A 16,791-nucleotide genomic window follows, 5' to 3' on the forward strand; every position below is an offset into this window, starting at 1 on the left:
TCATCATGTCAGGGTGATGAGGGGGTGCGATTTCGGACGGAAAGCACAACGGTCCGGCGGTCAGCTCGCACGTTGATTGACCGGCCGCGTTTCCGGCGACCAGTATTGCGGGCTGTGACCTCGTCGAACAGGAGCCGGGACCGGTTTCGCGCCCTCGCGGCCGAGACCATGGACGCCGTCCGCGCCGGAAGCTACGGCGCACACGGGCAGCGTGTCGACATCGCCGACCAGGTCGCCGCCGCCGTCGCCGGGACGCGCCTGATCCTCCCCGGCACACCGCTGTCCGAGGGCGCCGCCTGGTCCGGTCCCACCACGGTCGAGGTGCGCGACGAGTCGAGCCTGGCGGCGGCGCGGCGCCTCGGCCCGGGCACCGCCTGCCTGGTCTTCGCGTCGGCCCGCAACCCGGGCGGCGGGTTCCTCAACGGCGCCCAGGCCCAGGAGGAGGCGATCGCGCGCAGCTCGGCGCTGTACGCGACCCAGACCACCGTGCCCGAGTTCTACGAGCACCACCGCCGGGAGACGTCCCTGCTCTACAGCGACCGGGTCATCCTCTCGCCCGACGTCGCGGTCATCCGGGACGACGACGGCGTCCTGCTCGCCGAGCCCTACCCGGTCACCTTCCTGACGGCGGCGGCGCCGAACCTGTCCGCGATCGGGCGCACCCAGCCCGCCGCGGTGGGCGAGGTCAGGGCCACGCTCGCCCGCCGGGCCACGCGGGTGCTCGACGTGGCCGCCGCCCATGGCAGCCGTCGGATCGTCCTCGGCGCCTGGGGCTGCGGAGTGTTCGGCAACGACCCCGCCGACGTCGCTTCTGCCTTCGCCGAGGCCCTGGCCGAGCGGCCGAGGTTCGAGCACGTCACCTTCGCGATCCTCGATGCGCGGCCCGGGCAGCCGGTGCTCGGAGCCTTCGAGAAGCGGTTGCGAACGGCGTACTAGGGCGCCTGACGCCCTCGCCGTCGGTGCCGGCGGCTTCGAAGGTCACCTCGATGTCGGCACCGGCGACCCGGACCTCAGGGTGCGCCGGGTGGTCCGGGTGGTCCGGGCCAGATGACTCAGGCCTGGTCGGTGGGCATGACCCACAGCTCGGCTATGGACGCGTGCCGCGGGCGGGTGACCATGTAGGCGATGCCGTCGGCGATGTCCTGAGGCACGAGCGTCTCGGTGTTCGCGTAGAAGGCGTCGATGTCGTCGCGCATGGCCCCGCTGTTGTGGGAGCCGAGCTCGGTAGTGACGCCGCCGGGCTCCAGGACGCCGACCCGGACGTGCTTTGTGGTGACCTCCTGACGCAGGGACTCGGTGAAGCCGTTCACGCCGAACTTGGTCAGGTTGTAGACGCCGTAGTTCGCCCAGGCCACACGGCCGGCGATCGAGCTGATGTTGACGACGTCGGCGACCTGGCGAGGGTCGTCCTCGGCGGCCTTCAGGAGGTGCGGAAGCGCCGCGTTGGTCATGTAGAGCAGGCCTTGCACGTTGATCGCGAGCATGCGCTCCCACTCTTCGACGTCGGCGCCGACCACCGGGCCGAGGAGCATGAGACCCGCGTTGTTGACAAGCACGTCCAGGCGGCCGAGCCGATCGATCACTGTCTGGACCGCCGCTTCGGCCTGGGCGCGGTCGGTGATGTCGGCCTCGACGGCCAGGGCGGCGCCGCCCGCTGCCTGGATCTGCGAGGCGAGGATGTGGAGCCGGTCGGCCCGCCGGGCGACGAGCGCGACGGACGCGCCCTCCTTGGCCAGACGGCGGGCGGTTGCCTCACCGATGCCGCTGCTGGCGCCGGTGACGAGGGCGACTGTGCCGGCGAGAGGGGATGTCGATGTCATGTGGATGGCTTCCTGTCGAGGTTCTGTGTCAGACGTCGTACGAGAGCGACGCGGACAGCTCTCGGTTCGCGTCGAGCTGCCTCTGGATGGTGGCGAGGTTCTGCTCGACCCCAGCGGTCGCGTCGGCGCCGGCCACGAAGCGCAGCGGCAGGTGCCCCGAGTCGGAGAGGGCAACGAGGGCCTGGGCCAGCTTCTTCGGATCGCCGCCCTGCTGCCCGTTCATGCTCTTCCAGGCCGCAACGGTCTGCGTGGTGCGCTCGGCGTAGTCCTCGATGTCCAGCTCGGGCCAGATGGTTGAGGACCCTTCGACGAGCAGCTCGGTGCGGAAGAAGCCAGGCTCCACGGCCATCGTCGAGATGCCGAACGGTTCGAGGTCGAACCGAAGGGACTCCATCCAGCCTTCGAGCGCGAACTTGGAGGCGGCGTAGGCGGCGCAGAACTCCTGGCCGATGAGTCCGGCCGACGACGTGACCGTGATGACCTGGCCCGACCGCTGTGCGCGCATGACCGGGAGGATCGCGCGGGTGACGTTCAGCGGCCCGAAGAAGTTGGTCTCCATCTGCGCGCGGAACTGCGCAGGGCTGATGTTCTCGAAGTAGCCGGCGTAGAAGTTGCCCGCATTGTTGACGAGAACGTCGATGCGACCGAAACGGTCGACGGCCGCCCGGGCAGCGTCGGCCGCGGCGTCGGGATCGGTGACGTCGAGGGAGAGGGCGAGCAGGTTCTCGTGCTCGCCGATCGAGGCCAGCACCCGGTCCGCGCTGCGGCCGGTTGCGACCACCGAGTGGCCGTCGGACAGAGCTGCGCGAGCGATGTCGACGCCCATGCCTCGGCTCGCGCCAGTGATGAACCAGACCTTCGTGTTGTTGTTCATGCCTTCAGGAAATGCTGCCGCGGGCGTCGCAGGGAGACCCGCTTTATAGGGTTAATGCCAGTGACCCCCTACGACGGGGCCGCTGACGTATTTTCGAAGCATGGACACCCGGAACGACATCCGTGAGTTCCTGACCACCAGACGGGCCAGGCTCACCCCTGAACAGATTGGCCTGCCCGACTTCGGTGGTCGGCGGCGCGTTCCTGGGCTGCGCCGCGCAGAGGTCGCGCTGGTCGCAGGGATGAGCGTGGAGTATTACGTGCGCCTGGAGCGAGGGAACGCCGCCGGCGTCTCCGAGGCCGTGCTTGAAGGCATCAGTCGCGCCCTCCAGCTTGACGACGCCGAGCGCTCCCACCTGTACGACCTCGTGCGTGCCGCCAACGAAGGCACTCACCGGCAGCAACGTCGCGCACGCCCCAGAGCGCAACAGGTCCGGCCGGGTGTGCGACAGCTGCTCGACGCGATGGCCGACGTCCCCGCGTTCGTGCAGAACGGGCGGCTCGACATCATCGCCGTCAACAGGCTCGGACAGGCCGTGTTCTCGGAGATGTACGTACAGCCGCAACGCCCCGCGAACTTCGGCCGATTCGTGTTCCTCGACCCCCGCGCCCAGGGCTTCTACCGCGACTGGGGCAACGCGGCGCGCCAGACCGTCGCGATCCTGCGCACGGAGGCCGGTCGCGCTCCGCACAACCACCACCTGAGCGACCTGGTCGGCGAGCTCTCCACCCGCAGCGACGCCTTCCGCACCCTCTGGGCGTCCCACGACGTGCGCGAGCACCGCACCGGCGTCAAGGCGATCACCCACCCGGTCGTCGGCGACCTGGACCTGGACTTCGAGGTCATGGATCTCTCCTCCGACCGCGGCATCCAGCTGATCGCCTACTCCGCTGCGCCCGGCTCGGCCTCTCACGATGCACTCAAGCTCCTCAGCAGCTGGACGGCGACGACCAGTTCGGTCGACGAACACCGCACCGGCCAAGACACCGTGGAACACGGCTGAACAAGCGGGTGCTCGACCAGCGGTGGATACCGACGGATCATCCTGTTCGGGTGACACCGACGCGCCGGCCGTCGAGGGATGCTGGTTCCGGGCCCAGCAGCGACGAGGCAGGAGAACCGACATGAGTGAGTCGACACCGATCAGCCGCATCTTCCGTCGCCCGGGCGCCACGACGGAGTCACGCGAGTCGTCGGCGCTCCTCGCCGGCGCGGTGGCCTTCGTGCTGGGGGTGCTCGTCGGGCTGATCGTGTTCCAGGGTCGCGACGTGCCGATCTCCGGGCGCGGCTCGCTCGGCGACTTCGCCGCCCTCGGCGGAGCACTCGTCGCGGTCGGGGCGGTCCTCTTCGGTTGTGTCTCGCGACGCGGCCAGATCCGGCGCGAAGCGGCCGACGACAGGGAGCGGCCGCGCCTGCGCTGGTTCGACGTCGCGGCCCTGGCGCTGGCGCACGCCGTCATCGCGCTGCTGGGGTGGATCGGGCTCGCGTCGATCGTGAGCAGGAGCTTCGTCGGAGCGACCGCCTATCCGACGTCGGCCGCGGTGCTCGCCGGCGTGGCCCTGGCCGTGACCACCTACCTGACATTCCTGTCGGCGGTGAACCTCACCCCGATGACGCTCTCGCTCGTCCTGGCGGTGTTCCTCACCGTCGGAGCCTTCGCCAGCATGCTCAGCGCGACCGACCCGTTCTGGTGGAAGGAGAATCTCAGCGCACTCGGGATGACCGACGACATCTCCGCCATGGCGTTCAACCTGACCCTGATCGTCGCCGGCGTCATGGTCACGACCATCGCCCACTACGCGACCGCGTACCTCCCGCACTCGACTCCCGCGGAGGCGCGGGGCCGCAGCCGGGTCCGGATGGCGCTCGTGCTCATCGGCATACTCTTGGCGTGCGTGGGGGTCTTCCCCGTCGACGACTTCCTGGCGGCTCACAACATCGCCGCCACCGGGATGGTGATCGTGTACGTCGCGCTGGTCGTGAGCCTCCGCCGGTTGCTCCCGTCGATGCCCCGGGTGTTCGTCCTGCTCGGCTACACCTACGTCGGGGTGATCGTCGTTCTCGCGATCTTCTTCATCACCGGGTACTACAACCTGACGGCCGTCGAGCTGGTCGCGGCCATCCTCATCTTCAGCTGGATCATCGTGTTCCTGCGCAACACCGGGGCGGTCGAGGAAGGTCTCCAGCCCGGCAGCCGGTGACAAACCGTGCGCCCCGCCGATTCCCGGGCACCATGGGGGTACCGGCAGGCACCCTGCGGTCATATCCGAGAACCATCACGGAGGACAGCGATGAGCATCGAGACCCCGCGCCACACCACCACGGCGACCACCCACATCGCCGAGCCACCCGAGCGGGTCTGGGCCGAGCTCACCCACCCGGGTGCCCGGTGGATGCTGGGCGCGAACATCGAGACGGACTACCAGCCGGGCAGCCCGATCACCTTCGAGGGCCACTTCTTCGGTCGTGTCTTCGCCGACAAGGGCACCGTCATCGCCGTCGACCGCCCACGGCTGCTGCACTTCACGCACTTCGCGCCACTGAGCGGCCTGCCGGATGTTCCCGAGAACTACCACGAGATCCGGATCGAGCTCGCGCCGGACGACGGCGGCACGCGCGTCACCGTGACCCATGGGAACATCGACACCGCGCAGCACGCGTCCGCTTCCGCGGGGCACTGGAAGGACGCGCTCGCGACGCTGGCCCACCGCGACGACGGGTCGGGCCCGACCCACTGGTGAGTCCGGCCCAGTCCTACTGCCCGGTCCGGCGGATCGCCTCCAGCGGGTACGGCGTCGACCGGCTCTCCCGCTGGGACTGCGCGGACAGGTCAGGGTTCGTCAACTGCGCCGCCCGGCACGAGCGCGGCGTATCCCGCGCTCATCGGCATGTAGTCGGCGTCGAAGTCGGCGAGGCTGGGCGGCTCGCCGCCCTCGACGGCGGCGACGAGGCGGTCCAGGTACCACTCCCAGCCCGGCCCGGTCTCCGGCAGGGTCTTCGGGTCGAGCTCCCTCTGCCGCAGGGTCAGCGTGGTGCCGCCGTCCACCTCGGCGAGCTCGGCGCTGAGCCGCCAGTTGCCGTACTCGTCCTCGGCGCTGACCGCGAGCAGCCGCGGCGGCTCGCACGCGTCGACGCGGAACTCCGCCGGCGCTCCCGGCTCGGCCTCGGCGTTCATGGTCACCAGCACGCGGCCCGACGACGGGTCGCCGGTCCAGGTGCCGAACCACCGGGCGAGGCGCTCCGACTCGGTGACGCTCGCCCACACGTCGTCGATCGGGACGCCGAACCGGCGCACCAGTACCAGGGTCCGCCCGTCGTCCTCCAGGGTTCCGGTCAGGTTCATGCGGTCCGCTCCTTCGCGCTCGTACCCGTGGTCTTCGTACCCGATGCGGTCGTCCCCCGACGGCGGTCCCGTGCCGCCCGGCGCACCTCGGTGCCCAGTGCGTCGAGGTGACCTGCGGTGACCGGCGCCCGGCTCGCGGTGAGCGCACCGAGCAGCGCGCCCACCTCCGACAGCGGCCCAGGATCGAGCGCGTAGCGCCGCTCCCGGCCGTCGTCGGTCCCCCGCACCAGGCCGGCGTCACTCAGCACCCGCAGGTGCCTGCTGATCGCCGGGCGTGACACCGCGTGCTCGGCAGCGAGGTCCACCACGCGCGCCGGGCCGTCCGCGAGCCGCAGCAGCAGCTCGCGGCGGATCGGGTCGGCGATGGCCCCGAAGACGTCCACACCAAATGGTAACCGATCAGTTACCAATTCTCGAGTGACCCGCTGCACCGCACCGGCGCCTCGGGGCAACACCTACGCCGCTGAGGGGGTAACACTGAGCTAACAATGTTCGCTCAGCGTTACCCCCTCGGCGGAGTGGTCCTTGCCCACCAGAACGGCTCAGTCGCTCGGGCCCTCAGGAACGAGGTCGGCCACCCGCACGTCGAACACAGCACCCCCGCCCTCGGCGAAGGCCTCGACGCCCAGCACATCAGAACCGACAGGTTCAGGTTGAGCTCCTCTTCGTCGTCGCCCAGCGCCGGTTCGTCGAGGGCATCACCGCGGGCTCGTTCCGCTGACCCGTCGGGTCTCCCCGCGGGACGACGTCGGACGACGGCGCCGTCACCCGCGGGGAGGCCCGACCGAACCGCGCTCGACCAGGCGGACGTCGAGCGAGACGGGCTCGCGGGGGGCCTTCGTGCCGTCGGTCCCGGGCTCGGTCTCCGTCGGCTGGATCTCCGCGGGTTCTATCTCCTCCAGGATGATGCGCGACGCCTCGGCCACCTTGGCCGCCATGTCCTGCGCGACCGTGGTCAGGCCGGGGGTCGTGTACCGGGCGAAGTCGAGGTCGTCGAACCCGATGACCGACACGTCGCCGGGCACCGACCCGCCCGCCTCGACGATGCCCGCCATGATCCCGACCGCGAGGTGGTCGGCCGTGGCGAAGACCGCGGTCACCTCCGGGTGGTCGCGGCGCAGCCGGAGGCCGAGGCGGCGGCCGTCCTCGAACGAGGTCAGCACCTCCTCCGCCTCGATCGCGCGCGGGTCGAGCCCCGCCTCCAGACAGGCCTCGCGGAAGCCTGTCCACCGCTGGCCCACCACGCCCAGGCCCTGGTAGGGCGGCCCAGCGAACAGCATGTGCCGGTGCCCGGCGTCGGCCAGGCGCGCGCCGGCGAGGCGGCCGCCCGCGTGGTCGTCGCTGCGCACGCCGATCGCCCGCGGGTTCGCGGAGTAGCTGTCGATGGCGACGAGGGGTACGGCGTCGACCCGCAGGCGGTCGATCTGCTCGTCGGTGAACTCGACCAGCACCACGCCGTCGAGCGACCAGCCGCGCACGGTCTGCGCCACCTGGTCCTCGTGCTCGATGCCGCGCAGCAGCACGTGGTAGCCGCGGTGCCGCAGGTGGGTCTCCATGCCGCCGACCACGGCGACGGTGTGCGGGCTGACCAGCAGGCTGTTGTTCTCCCCCACCGGGACGAGCGCCGCCACGATGTGCGAGCTGTTCGCCGCGAGGCTCCGCGCCGGGATGTTCGGCACGTAGCCGAGCCGGGCGGCGATGCCCAGCACGCGCTCGATCGTCGCGGGCGAGACACGGGCGCGCTTGCCGTTCATGACGTTCGAGACGGTCATGACGCTGACGCCGGCCTCGTCCGCGATGTCGCTCAGTCGTGTGGTCACGCGAACCTCCCCCGTCGGCTTCCGGCTCCAGCCGCATCCTAGGTGGCCCTTGACCGGACGGTCGGCGTCCCCTTACCGTCGTCGCAAGTTTACCGCTAAACCTCACCGTCGGTAGACCTCGGTGCGCATCCCGGTCGAAGGAGATCTCATGCCGCGCAGAACTGACACACGCACTTTCCCCGCCTGGCGCAGACGCCTGGCCCTGCTGGCGGCGGTCGCCGTCGCCGGCTCCGCCCTCGTGGCCGCGACCGCGGTCCCGGCCGGCGCCGCGACCACCCGCTACCAGGCCGAGCAGGCCGCCCTGACCGGCGGCGCGGTCGTGGCCACCGACCACGCCGGCTACACGGGCTCCGGCTTCGTGGGCGGCTACACCGACGGCAACAAGGGCGCCGCGACCACGACGTTCACCGTGACGGCGTCCGCGTCGGGCCCGCACACGCTGGGCCTGCGCTACGCCAACGGCACCGGTTCGGCCAAGACGCTCACCCTCCTGGTGGACGGCGCCGCCCAGCAGGTCACCCTCCCGGCGACGGCGGGCTGGACCACCTGGGCGACCCAGAGCGCCGTCGTCACCCTGAGCGCCGGCAGCCACACGGTGGCCTACCGGTTCGGCAGCGCCGACTCGGGCAATGTGAACCTCGACAGCCTCGACGTCACGGACTCGGGCGGCTCCAGCGGAGCCGACTACGGCCCCGGGCCGACGTTCGAGGCGGAGGCAGCCACCCTGGCGGGCGGCGCCGTGACCGCCACGGACCACACCGGGTTCTCCGGCACCGGGTTCGTGGGCGGGTTCACCGACGGCAACACCGGATCGGCGTCGGTCACGTTCAAGGTGCAGGTCACGGCCGCCGGCGCGAAGGACCTGACGCTCCGGTACGCGAACGGCACCGGCTCCGCCCGCACGCTGTCGCTGTACGACGGCGGGACAAGGCTGACGCAGCTCTCCCTGCCCGCGACCGCGAGCTGGGACACCTGGGGCACCGTGACGCACACCGCGACGCTGACCGCGGGCAACCACGACCTGCGGCTGGCCTACGCCTCGGGCGACAACGGCAACGCGAACGTCGACAGGCTCGATGTCGCCGCGAACGTGCCGCCGCAGCCCGCCGGACCGGGCGAGGCCGAGAACGCCTACCGCTCCGGGAACGCCACCGTCGCGTCCGCCACCGGCGGCTTCACGGGTGCGGGGTACGTCGGCGGCTTCACGACGACGGGCGCGCGCGTGCTGCGCACGGTCCAGGCCGGATCGGCCGCCACGGCGACCGCGACGTTCCGGTTCGCGACGCCCGCGGGCGCGCGCACGCTCGACCTGCTGGTCAACGGCCGGGTCACCGGCCAGGTCGCCTTCCCCGCGGGCAGCGGCTGGCGCACGGTCACGGCGAGCGTGCCGGTCCGGGCCGGCGTCAACACGGTGGGCCTGCGGGCGGCGGGCTCGGGCGCCGACGTGCTGGTCGACAGCCTCACGGTCTCGGGCGAGACCGACCCGGCCGTGCGCGGCGCGTCGACGTCGTACCAGCAGTACGAGGCCGAGGCCGGGACGACGACGGGCACCAAGCTGACGCCGTCGCGCACCTACGGCACGGTGCAGGCGGAGTCGAGCGGTCGCAGCGCCGTCCGGCTGGACGCCGTCGGCGAGAAGGTGGACGTGACCCTCACCGCCCCGGCGAGCGGGCTGGTGCTGCGCTGCTCGATCCCCGACAACGCCGCGGGTACCGGCCAGACGTCGCCCCTGGCGGTCTACGCGAACGGGACCAAGCTCAAGGACGTGACGCTGACCTCGGCGCACTCCTGGCAGTACGGCGAGTACCCGTTCCACAACGACCCGGCGCTGGGTGCCGCCCACCGGTTCTACGACGAGCTGCGGTTCGAGATCCCCGAGCAGCCGGCCGGCACGGTCCTGACGCTGCAGAAGGACTCGGGCGCCGTGGCGCACGTCGACATCGACCTGGTGGAGGCCGAGCGGGTCGCTCCGGCGCTCACGGCGCCGTCGGGCGCGGTGTCGATCACGGCGCACGGCGCGACGTCGGGCGGTGGTGACGACACGGCGGCGATCACGGCGGCGGTGGCCGCTGCGAAGGCCGCGGGCGTGCCGGTCTGGATCCCGGCCGGCACCTTCCACGTCAACGACGCCGTCCGGGTCTCGGGTGTGTCCGTGCTCGGTGCCGGCCCCTGGCACTCGGTGATCGTGGGCACGGGCCGCGCGGGCGGCTTCTACGCGACCGGCGGCGGGGTGACCATCGCCGACGTCGCGATCTTCGGCTCCGCCACCGTGCGCGAGGACGCCGACGGTCAGGCCGCCATCGAGGGCGACTTCACGAGCGAGACCCTGCTGCAGAACATCTGGGTGCAGCACACCAAGGTGGGGCTGTGGGTGCGGCCGGGCTCGCGCGACCTGCTCGCGGTCGGGCTGCGCGTCCGTGACACGTACGCCGACGGCGTGAACCTGCGCTCCGGCGTGACCAACGCACAGGTGACCCAGTCGACGTTCCGCAACACGGGTGACGACGCGCTGGCCATGTGGTCGGACGGCGCGGCCGTGAGCGGCAGCGTGTTCTCGTTCAACACCGTCCAGGCGCCGGCCCTGGCCAACGGCCTGGCCGTGTACGGCGGCGGGGGCGGCAACCGGGTCGAGGACAACCTCGTGGCCGACACGGTCAACGCGGCCGCGGGCATCGCGGTCAGCACCCGGTTCGGCGTGCCGTTCACGGGCACCACCACGGTGGCCCGCAACACGCTGACCCGCACCGGCAGCCGCGAGCCCAACTGGCCGGCCGAGCTCGGCGCGCTGTGGGTCTACGCCGACGTGCACGCCATCGACGCGCCCATCGTGATCCGCGACATGACTATCCAGGACAGCACCTACGCGGGCGTGCTGATGTCGTGGCAGAAGTCGATCCAGCAGGTGAGCCTCGACCGGGTCGCGATCACCGGCTCGGGCACCTACGGCATCGAGCTGCACGCCGCGGGCAGCGCGACGTTCGCGAACACGACCGTGTCCGGGTCCGGGACCGCAGGGCTGCTGAACGACATGGGGTTCGTGCTCAACCGGCTCGGGGGCAACTCCGGGTTCTGAGATCGGCGCCGGTCGGCGCGGCGGGTCCTGAACCTGCCGTACCGGCCGCGCAGCGGTGCCGGCCCGGGCTCACCTCGTGTGGGCCCGGGTCTCTCCGGTCTCCGGGTCGCCCGTGCCGGCGTCAGCTCCGGCTGTCCCGGCGACGACGGTCCTGCCACGATGCAAGCCGATCGGCCGGCACACCATCCAGTAGGCTTGCCGCGAGGCAACAACACTGTCGTTGAGCGGGCCGGACATGGTCGGCGGGCGCGGCACAGCGGTTCGACGCGGACGCGAGGAGGCCACCGTGGGTCGACGCGAGGACGTCGCCCGCCTCGCCGGCGTCTCGGCACGCACGGTGTCCAACGTCGTGAGCGGCACCGTCAACGTCGCCCCCGGTACCCGCGAGCGCGTGCTCGCCGCCATCGAGGAGCTCGACTACCGGCCGAGCGAGATCGGCCGGATGCTGCGCTCCGGCCGCACCGGCATGGCCGCGCTCGTGGTGCCCGACCTCGACAACCCCTACTTCGCGGAGCTCGCCCGCAAGCTCATCGAGGCCGCCCGTGCCCACGGGTACACGCTCATGATCGAGCAGACCGACGGCGACCGGGACCGCGAGCGCGAGCTGCTCGCCCGCGCCGACACCAAGGCCGTGTTCGACGGGCTGATCGTGAGCCCGCTCGGCCTCACCGACGACGACCTGACCCGGTCCTCGCGCACGCAGCGGCCCGTGGTGCTGCTGGGCGAGGAGCCGCACCCTGGCTTCGACCACGTGCACATCGACAACTTCGTGGCGTCGCGCGACGCCGTCGGGCACCTGCTGGCCACCGGGCGACAGCGGGTGGTGGCCGTCGGAGCCCAGCGGGCGGAGGGGTCCTCCAGCTCCCTGCGCCTGGCCGGCTTCGAGGCCGCGATGGGCGCGGCACCCCACGCCTCCGCCGACGTCGCCTACGTCGACGCGTTCACCCGGCGCGGCGGGGCCGACGCCACCCGGGCGCTGCTGCGCGGGCGCACGCTGCCCGACGCCCTCTTCTGCTTCTCCGACCTGCTCGCCCTCGGCGCGCTGCGGGCGCTGCGCGAGGCAGGGATCTCCGTGCCCGAGCAGGTGGCCGTGGTCGGCTTCGACGACATCGAGGACGGCCGGTACGGCAACCCCAGCCTCACGACCATCTCGCCCGACAAGGAGGCCATCGCGCAGGCAGCCATGGACGCGCTGGTGCGACGGGTCGGCGGCGACGAGCGCGACGCGGTGCGCGTCATCGCACCGCACCGCCTGGTCGAGCGGGAGAGCACCGGGGCGAGCGGCGGCTAGTCACGCCCCGGCCGGCGCGGGCTCCTCCTCGCCAGGCACCGCGATCTCCGGAACACGGACGCTCGCGTCCAGCCGCAGTGCCGCGACCAGCTCGCGGTAGAGGTGGGCGATCGTCACCACGGCACCGGTGCTCGCGACGTCCCGGATCACTTCTGCCAGCGCCGCCGAGGTGAGCAACCAGGACCTGCCGCGGCACGTCGCGGCCGACCTCGCGGTGCAGTCGTTCCGGCGCGGCGTGGCGCCCTGACCCGAGCCCGGCCGAAGCGAGGCCCGGGTCAGCGCCCCAATCAGCGCGGCGCGTCCGACAGCGGGACGGCGGCGGGCCGCTCGCACCTGCTCTCGACGGCGACCGTCGTGCCGCTGTCGGCGGCCGCGAGCAGCGCGGTCATGATCTCCAGCACGTGGTAGGCGAGCTCGCCGTCGGCACGCGCTGGCACGCCCGGCGGCGTCGTCGCGAGATCCGCGACGCCGAAGCCGCGCCCCGCGTCCCGGTAGCCGGCGCTCGGCGGCAGGGTCTGCCAGGAGCCGCCGAGCTCGTGCAGCTCGACGTCGCCGTCGAACTGGTTGGGGTCGGGGACCACGAGCGAGCCGGCCTGGCCGTGGACCTCGATGTTCGAGGCCCGCGTCGCCACGGAGTCGAAGCTCATCACCAGGGTCGACAGCGCGCCCGAGACGTGCCGGAGCACCCCGGTCACGTGCGTGTGGACGTCCACCGGCACCGTCTCGCCCGCGCGCGGGCCGGACCCGATGGTGCGCGTGGCGCGCGTGTGGCTCGCGGCACCGACCACCGACTCGACCGGGCCGAGCAGCGTGACCAGCGCGGTCACGTAGTACGGGCCCATGTCCAGCAGCGGCCCGCCGCCGGGCTGGTAGTAGAAGTCGGGGTTGGGGTGCCAGCGCTCGTGGCCCGGCGTCGTCATGGTGGCGGTCGCGGCGACCGGAAGGCCGATCGCGCCGTCGTCGATGGCCTTGCGCGCCGTCTGCACGCCCGTGCCGAGCACGGTGTCCGGGGCGCAGCCCACCCGTACCCCGGCGGCCCGCGCGGCGTCGAGGACCGCGCGGGCCTCCGCCGGCGTGACCGCGAGCGGCTTCTCGCCGTACACGTGCTTGCCGCCCGCGATGGCCTGCAGGGCGATCTCGGCGTGGGCGGCGGGGATCGTGAGGTTGAGGACGAGGTCCACCTCGGGGTCCGTCGTCAGCTCCGCGACCGTCAGGGCGCGGACGCCCCGCTCGGCGGCGACGGTCTTGGCGCGGTCGGCGTCGAGGTCGGCGACGGCGACCAGGCGGACGGCGTCCAGGCGCTCGAACGTGGACAGGTACTGGCCGGCGATCGCCCCGACCCCGACGATCCCGACCCTCAGCGGCTGGCCCACAGGATTCCCCTCTCGATGACGGTACGGACGTTCGGGTCGTCGACGACGGCGAGCTCGTGGCCCGGCGTCGACACGAAGATGCGGCCCGCACCCCACTGGCGGGTCCAGATCGCGGGGCACGTGACCGGGCGGTGCCACGGGTCGAAGTCGCGCGCGGCGAGCGTCGTGGTCGCCAGCACATCGTTGTACTCGTCGGACAGAACCCAGTACTGCTCGGTCGTCAGCTCGAAGTCGGAGATCCCTGCGACGATCGGGTGGTCGGCGCGCTCGGGCACGATGTCGATCGTGTGCCGCAGGAAGTTGTCGGCGGCCTCCCCCGCCAGCTCCGCGCGCGGCGCCTTGGGCGGGTGGGTGGCGAACTGGCCGCCGATCAGCTGCAGGTAGTCGGAGCTGTTGCGGTAGGAGTCGGCGATACCGCCGTGCCACCCCGCCAGCCCTGTGCCGGCCGCCACCGCCGCGATCAGGCCGCTCAGCTCCGCGCTCTCGATCGTGCTCATGGTCACGGTCTGCACGATGACGTCGACGCCGGCCAGGTAGTCGGCGTCGGCGTACACCGCCGTCGAGTCCTCGACCCGGACCTCGTAGCCGCGCTCCGCCAGGAACGGGAGGAACGAGTCCGTGGTCTCGACGGGCTGGTGCCCGGTCCAGCCTCCGCGCACGACCAGTGCGCGCTTGGTTCTCGACGTCGTCGTCATAGGTGCTCCGCTCCAGAAAGTTGCGCAACTCGTGGCTCGATGAAGTGCCAGCGACCCTTTGATACACGAGGACTTTTGTCGGATCAACCCCCAAGAAGTTGCGCAACTTCTGCCGCCGTCGTTACGGTCGCCGCATGCCGAACCCTCGCCGCACCACGCTCGCGGACGTCGCGCAGGCGGCCGGGACGACGGTGCCCACGGTCTCCAAGGTGCTCAGCGGCCGCTCGGACGTCTCGGCCGGGACCCGCGACCGGGTCATGCGCATCGTCGCGGAGCTCGGGTACCGCGGCCGCTCCGGGCGAGACGCCGCGCCGCGCGGCGAGAGCTCGCTCGTCGACCTCGTGCTGAGCGGGATCGAGGGCACATGGGCCAACCGGGCGCTGAGCGGTGTGGAGCAGGCCGCCGAGGAGGCAGGTCTCGACGTCGTCGTCTCCGTCGCCCGGCCACCCGGCGACGCCTGGCTCACCCGCCTGCTCGCGCGGCGTCCGCGTGGCGCCGTGCTCGCCCTGGTCGACACCAGCGCCGAGCAGCTCGCGACGCTCGCCGCCGCCCGGGTGCCGATCGTGCTGCTGGACCCGGTGCGCCAGCCGCCCTCGTCCGTCGCGAGCGTCGGGGCGGCCAACTGGGCCGGCGGGCGGGCCGCCGCCGAGCACCTGCTGGCCCTGGGGCACCGGCGGTTCGGGATCCTGGCCGGGCAGCGCACCCACCTCTACAGCCAGGCCCGCATCGACGGGTTCCGCTCCGCCGTCACGCAGGCAGGGCTCGACCTGCCCGACGACCGCGTGGTGCACACCGACTGGCGGCGCGAGCGGGCGACGGAGCAGGCCGTGGGCCTGCTGCGCGGCGGGACGACGCCGACGGCGGTCTTCGCGTGCTCGGACACCATCGCGCTCGGGGCGTACGACGCCGCCGCCGCGCTCGGGCTGCGCATCCCCGAGGACGTCAGCGTGGTCGGCTTCGACGACCTGCCGGAGGCGCGCTGGCTCAGCCCCGCGCTGACCACGGTGCACCAGCCCATCGCCGAGATGGGCGGGGCCGCGCTGCGCATGCTGCTGCGGATCAGCGGCGACCCGCCGTGGGAGGCACCCCGCGAGGAGCTCGCCACGCGGCTCGTGGTCCGGGGGTCGACGACGGCGGTGGGCTGAGCGGCCCGGGCCTTCGGGGATCACGGCCGGCGCGGACCGCTCGACGGGCACAGGCCTCGGTCACAGGTCCGCAAGGTGTCCGGTCTTGGGGGTATGAGTCGATCCGTGACCTCCAGCGTCGCCCTCGGAACCCACACCATCGCCGTCCGGCACGAGAACGCCGTCATCGACCAGCGCTACCACGTCGCCGGTGCCGGCCCCGTGTGCGTCGTCCACCCGGGCGGACCCGGGATCGGCTGGGACTACCTGCGCATGCCGGAGCTGGAGCGGACCATGACCATGGTGTACATCGAGCCCGTCGGCACCGGGGCGTCGGGCCGGCTCGCCGACCCGCGCGGATACAACCTGGGCACGTACACGCACTTCCTGCACGCGGTGGTGGAGCACCTGGGGCTACCGCAGGTCATGGTGCTCGGACACTCCCACGGCGGGTTCGTGGCCCAGCGCTACGCGCTCGACCACCCCGACCGCGTGGCCGCGCTGGTCCTGTACGACACCTCCCCCGTGACCGGTGACGACTTCTGGCCGACGGCGGTCGCGAACATGGAACGGTTCGCGCAACGCCACCTCGTCGAGCACCCCGAGGTGGCCGGTTACGTCGCCGGACTGACGGGCCGCCCCGAGCCGTCCGACGACGAGGGCGCGACCGAGGTGCTGCGCAGGATCTCGCCGGCCTACTTCCACGACTACTGGGGCCACGAGTCCGCCTTCGCCGTCGGGCGCAACGCCCTGCGGATGTACGCCGCCCCGGCGTGGGGCGAGGGCCCCGCCTTCGACGTGCGGGCGGAGCTGCCCGCCATCACGGCACCCACGCTGGTGCTGGTCGGCGACGACGACTTCATCTGCGGTCCGCGCTGGGCCCGGATGATCCACGAGGCCGTGCCCCGCTCGCGGCTGGCCGTCCTCGACCGGACCGGGCACCTCGGCCACATCGAGAGCCCCGGCAAGCTCACCGCTGCGGTGACCGGGTTCCTCGCCACGGTGGCCCGGTAGCCTCCCCCGTCGTGTCAGACGTACAGGTCACTCGGGTGACCTGTAAGTCTGACACGAACGAACGGAGCGACCACCAGTCGCGGCGACCATCACTGCCCGACGCGCGATGGCTGGGTCTCACAAAGGACGTCCGACGCTCCGACCTCGCCTGGTCGGGCACAGCCCCCGAGGTGGGGTAGTATTTCCGTCGGCCCCAAGGGGCCAAACCGGTAGCCTTGAGCATGCTCAAGATCACCGCGGGCTGTGGCGCAGCTTGGTAGCGCACTTGACTGGGGGTCAAGGGGTCGCAGGTTCAAATCCTGTCAGCCCGACAGATCGCCCCTCACCTGTTCACGCAGGTGAGGGGCGTTTTTCGTTGTCTTGA

15 protein-coding genes and 1 tRNA gene are annotated in these 16,791 nt (G+C 72.0%); 9 read left to right on the forward strand and 7 right to left on the reverse strand.

The window, feature by feature from the left end; translation table 11 throughout:
* Positions 1-114 precede the first annotated feature (114 nt).
* Positions 115-936 carry a TIGR02452 family protein gene (locus AB0I29_RS21760; RefSeq protein WP_357485674.1) on the forward strand — a complete coding sequence of 274 codons (822 nt, stop codon included), beginning with the start codon at positions 115-117 and terminating at the stop codon, positions 934-936.
* Positions 937-1,052: 116 nt separating this feature from the next.
* On the opposite strand, the gene AB0I29_RS21765 is transcribed toward AB0I29_RS21760, so the two are convergent.
* The gene (locus AB0I29_RS21765; protein ID WP_357485676.1) at positions 1,053-1,820 is read right to left on the reverse strand and encodes an SDR family NAD(P)-dependent oxidoreductase; all 768 of its coding nucleotides are present in this window, start codon (positions 1,818-1,820) and stop codon (positions 1,053-1,055) included.
* A gap of 28 nt (positions 1,821-1,848) precedes the next feature.
* The gene (locus tag AB0I29_RS21770; protein ID WP_357485679.1) at positions 1,849-2,694 is read right to left on the reverse strand and encodes an SDR family oxidoreductase; all 846 of its coding nucleotides are present in this window, start codon (positions 2,692-2,694) and stop codon (positions 1,849-1,851) included.
* Positions 2,695-2,794: 100 nt separating this feature from the next.
* Here AB0I29_RS21770 and AB0I29_RS21775 point away from each other — a divergent pair, with 100 nt between their 5' ends.
* The 3 genes from AB0I29_RS21775 (at position 2,795) to AB0I29_RS21785 (ending at position 5,435) form a co-directional block, all read left to right on the forward strand.
* Complete coding sequence (locus AB0I29_RS21775) at positions 2,795-3,697, forward strand: helix-turn-helix transcriptional regulator (RefSeq protein WP_357485682.1); 903 nt, start codon at positions 2,795-2,797, stop codon at positions 3,695-3,697.
* Between the two features lie 121 nt (positions 3,698-3,818).
* A complete protein-coding gene (locus AB0I29_RS21780) occupies positions 3,819-4,895 on the forward strand; it encodes a hypothetical protein (protein ID WP_357485685.1) in 1,077 nt (358 codons plus the stop codon).
* Positions 4,896-4,985: 90 nt separating this feature from the next.
* The gene (locus tag AB0I29_RS21785) at positions 4,986-5,435 is read left to right on the forward strand and encodes an SRPBCC family protein (protein ID WP_357485688.1); all 450 of its coding nucleotides are present in this window, start codon (positions 4,986-4,988) and stop codon (positions 5,433-5,435) included.
* A gap of 89 nt (positions 5,436-5,524) precedes the next feature.
* On the opposite strand, the gene AB0I29_RS21790 is transcribed toward AB0I29_RS21785, so the two are convergent.
* From AB0I29_RS21790 to AB0I29_RS21800, 3 genes are all read right to left on the reverse strand, one after another.
* A complete protein-coding gene (locus tag AB0I29_RS21790; protein ID WP_357485691.1) occupies positions 5,525-6,037 on the reverse strand; it encodes an SRPBCC family protein in 513 nt (170 codons plus the stop codon).
* Positions 6,034-6,420 carry a metalloregulator ArsR/SmtB family transcription factor gene (locus AB0I29_RS21795; RefSeq protein WP_357485693.1) on the reverse strand — a complete coding sequence of 129 codons (387 nt, stop codon included), beginning with the start codon at positions 6,418-6,420 and terminating at the stop codon, positions 6,034-6,036. Before AB0I29_RS21795 ends, AB0I29_RS21790 begins: the two co-directional genes overlap by 4 nt.
* Before the next feature lie 381 nt (positions 6,421-6,801).
* A complete protein-coding gene (locus tag AB0I29_RS21800) occupies positions 6,802-7,857 on the reverse strand; it encodes a LacI family DNA-binding transcriptional regulator (RefSeq protein WP_357485696.1) in 1,056 nt (351 codons plus the stop codon).
* Between the two features lie 148 nt (positions 7,858-8,005).
* On the opposite strand from AB0I29_RS21800, the gene AB0I29_RS21805 reads away from it, so the two are divergent.
* Positions 8,006-10,930 (forward strand): CBM35 domain-containing protein, encoded by a 2,925-nt coding sequence (locus AB0I29_RS21805; RefSeq protein WP_357485699.1) that lies wholly within the window; start codon positions 8,006-8,008, stop codon positions 10,928-10,930.
* A gap of 286 nt (positions 10,931-11,216) precedes the next feature.
* Positions 11,217-12,221, forward strand: coding sequence for a LacI family DNA-binding transcriptional regulator (locus tag AB0I29_RS21810; RefSeq protein ID WP_357485702.1), 1,005 nt, complete (start codon positions 11,217-11,219; stop codon positions 12,219-12,221).
* Positions 12,222-12,508: 287 nt separating this feature from the next.
* Here AB0I29_RS21810 and AB0I29_RS21815 read toward each other — a convergent pair whose 3' ends face one another.
* Positions 12,509-13,594: a Gfo/Idh/MocA family oxidoreductase gene (locus tag AB0I29_RS21815; protein ID WP_357485705.1), complete on the reverse strand. Its 1,086-nt coding sequence runs from the start codon at positions 13,592-13,594 to the stop codon at positions 12,509-12,511.
* On the reverse strand, positions 13,579-14,289 hold the full coding sequence (locus AB0I29_RS21820) for a ThuA domain-containing protein (protein WP_357485708.1): 711 nt from the start codon (positions 14,287-14,289) through the stop codon (positions 13,579-13,581). Before AB0I29_RS21820 ends, AB0I29_RS21815 begins: the two co-directional genes overlap by 16 nt.
* Positions 14,290-14,423: 134 nt before the next feature.
* Between AB0I29_RS21820 and AB0I29_RS21825 the strand changes: the two genes are divergently transcribed.
* The 3 genes from AB0I29_RS21825 to AB0I29_RS21835 all read left to right on the forward strand — a co-directional run bounded on the left by AB0I29_RS21825 (position 14,424) and on the right by AB0I29_RS21835 (position 16,738).
* Positions 14,424-15,434, forward strand: a complete 1,011-nt coding sequence (locus tag AB0I29_RS21825) for a substrate-binding domain-containing protein (RefSeq protein ID WP_357485711.1) — start codon at positions 14,424-14,426, stop codon at positions 15,432-15,434.
* A 105-nt stretch (positions 15,435-15,539) separates the two neighbouring features.
* Positions 15,540-16,427: an alpha/beta hydrolase gene (locus AB0I29_RS21830; RefSeq protein ID WP_285106372.1), complete on the forward strand. Its 888-nt coding sequence runs from the start codon at positions 15,540-15,542 to the stop codon at positions 16,425-16,427.
* Between the two features lie 237 nt (positions 16,428-16,664).
* A tRNA-Pro gene (locus AB0I29_RS21835) sits at positions 16,665-16,738 on the forward strand.
* Positions 16,739-16,791 lie beyond the last annotated feature (53 nt).

Origin of the sequence: Promicromonospora sp. NPDC050262, from assembly GCF_040655935.1 — a bacterium.
Lineage (GTDB): Bacteria > Actinomycetota > Actinomycetes > Actinomycetales > Cellulomonadaceae > Promicromonospora.

What these genes read in the sequence shown, in the direction of transcription:
- AB0I29_RS21775 (WP_357485682.1), top strand. Translation starts at nt 2,795, where the DNA reads ATGGACACCCGGAACGACATCCGTGAGTTCCTGACCACCAGACGGGCC.
- AB0I29_RS21790 (WP_357485691.1), bottom strand. Translation starts at nt 6,037, where the DNA reads ATGAACCTGACCGGAACCCTGGAGGACGACGGGCGGACCCTGGTACTG.
- AB0I29_RS21770 (WP_357485679.1), bottom strand. Translation starts at nt 2,694, where the DNA reads ATGAACAACAACACGAAGGTCTGGTTCATCACTGGCGCGAGCCGAGGC.
- AB0I29_RS21805 (WP_357485699.1), top strand. Translation starts at nt 8,006, where the DNA reads ATGCCGCGCAGAACTGACACACGCACTTTCCCCGCCTGGCGCAGACGC.
- AB0I29_RS21820 (WP_357485708.1), bottom strand. Translation starts at nt 14,289, where the DNA reads ATGACGACGACGTCGAGAACCAAGCGCGCACTGGTCGTGCGCGGAGGC.
- AB0I29_RS21825 (WP_357485711.1), top strand. Translation starts at nt 14,424, where the DNA reads ATGCCGAACCCTCGCCGCACCACGCTCGCGGACGTCGCGCAGGCGGCC.
- AB0I29_RS21780 (WP_357485685.1), top strand. Translation starts at nt 3,819, where the DNA reads ATGAGTGAGTCGACACCGATCAGCCGCATCTTCCGTCGCCCGGGCGCC.
- AB0I29_RS21785 (WP_357485688.1), top strand. Translation starts at nt 4,986, where the DNA reads ATGAGCATCGAGACCCCGCGCCACACCACCACGGCGACCACCCACATC.
- AB0I29_RS21765 (WP_357485676.1), bottom strand. Translation starts at nt 1,820, where the DNA reads ATGACATCGACATCCCCTCTCGCCGGCACAGTCGCCCTCGTCACCGGC.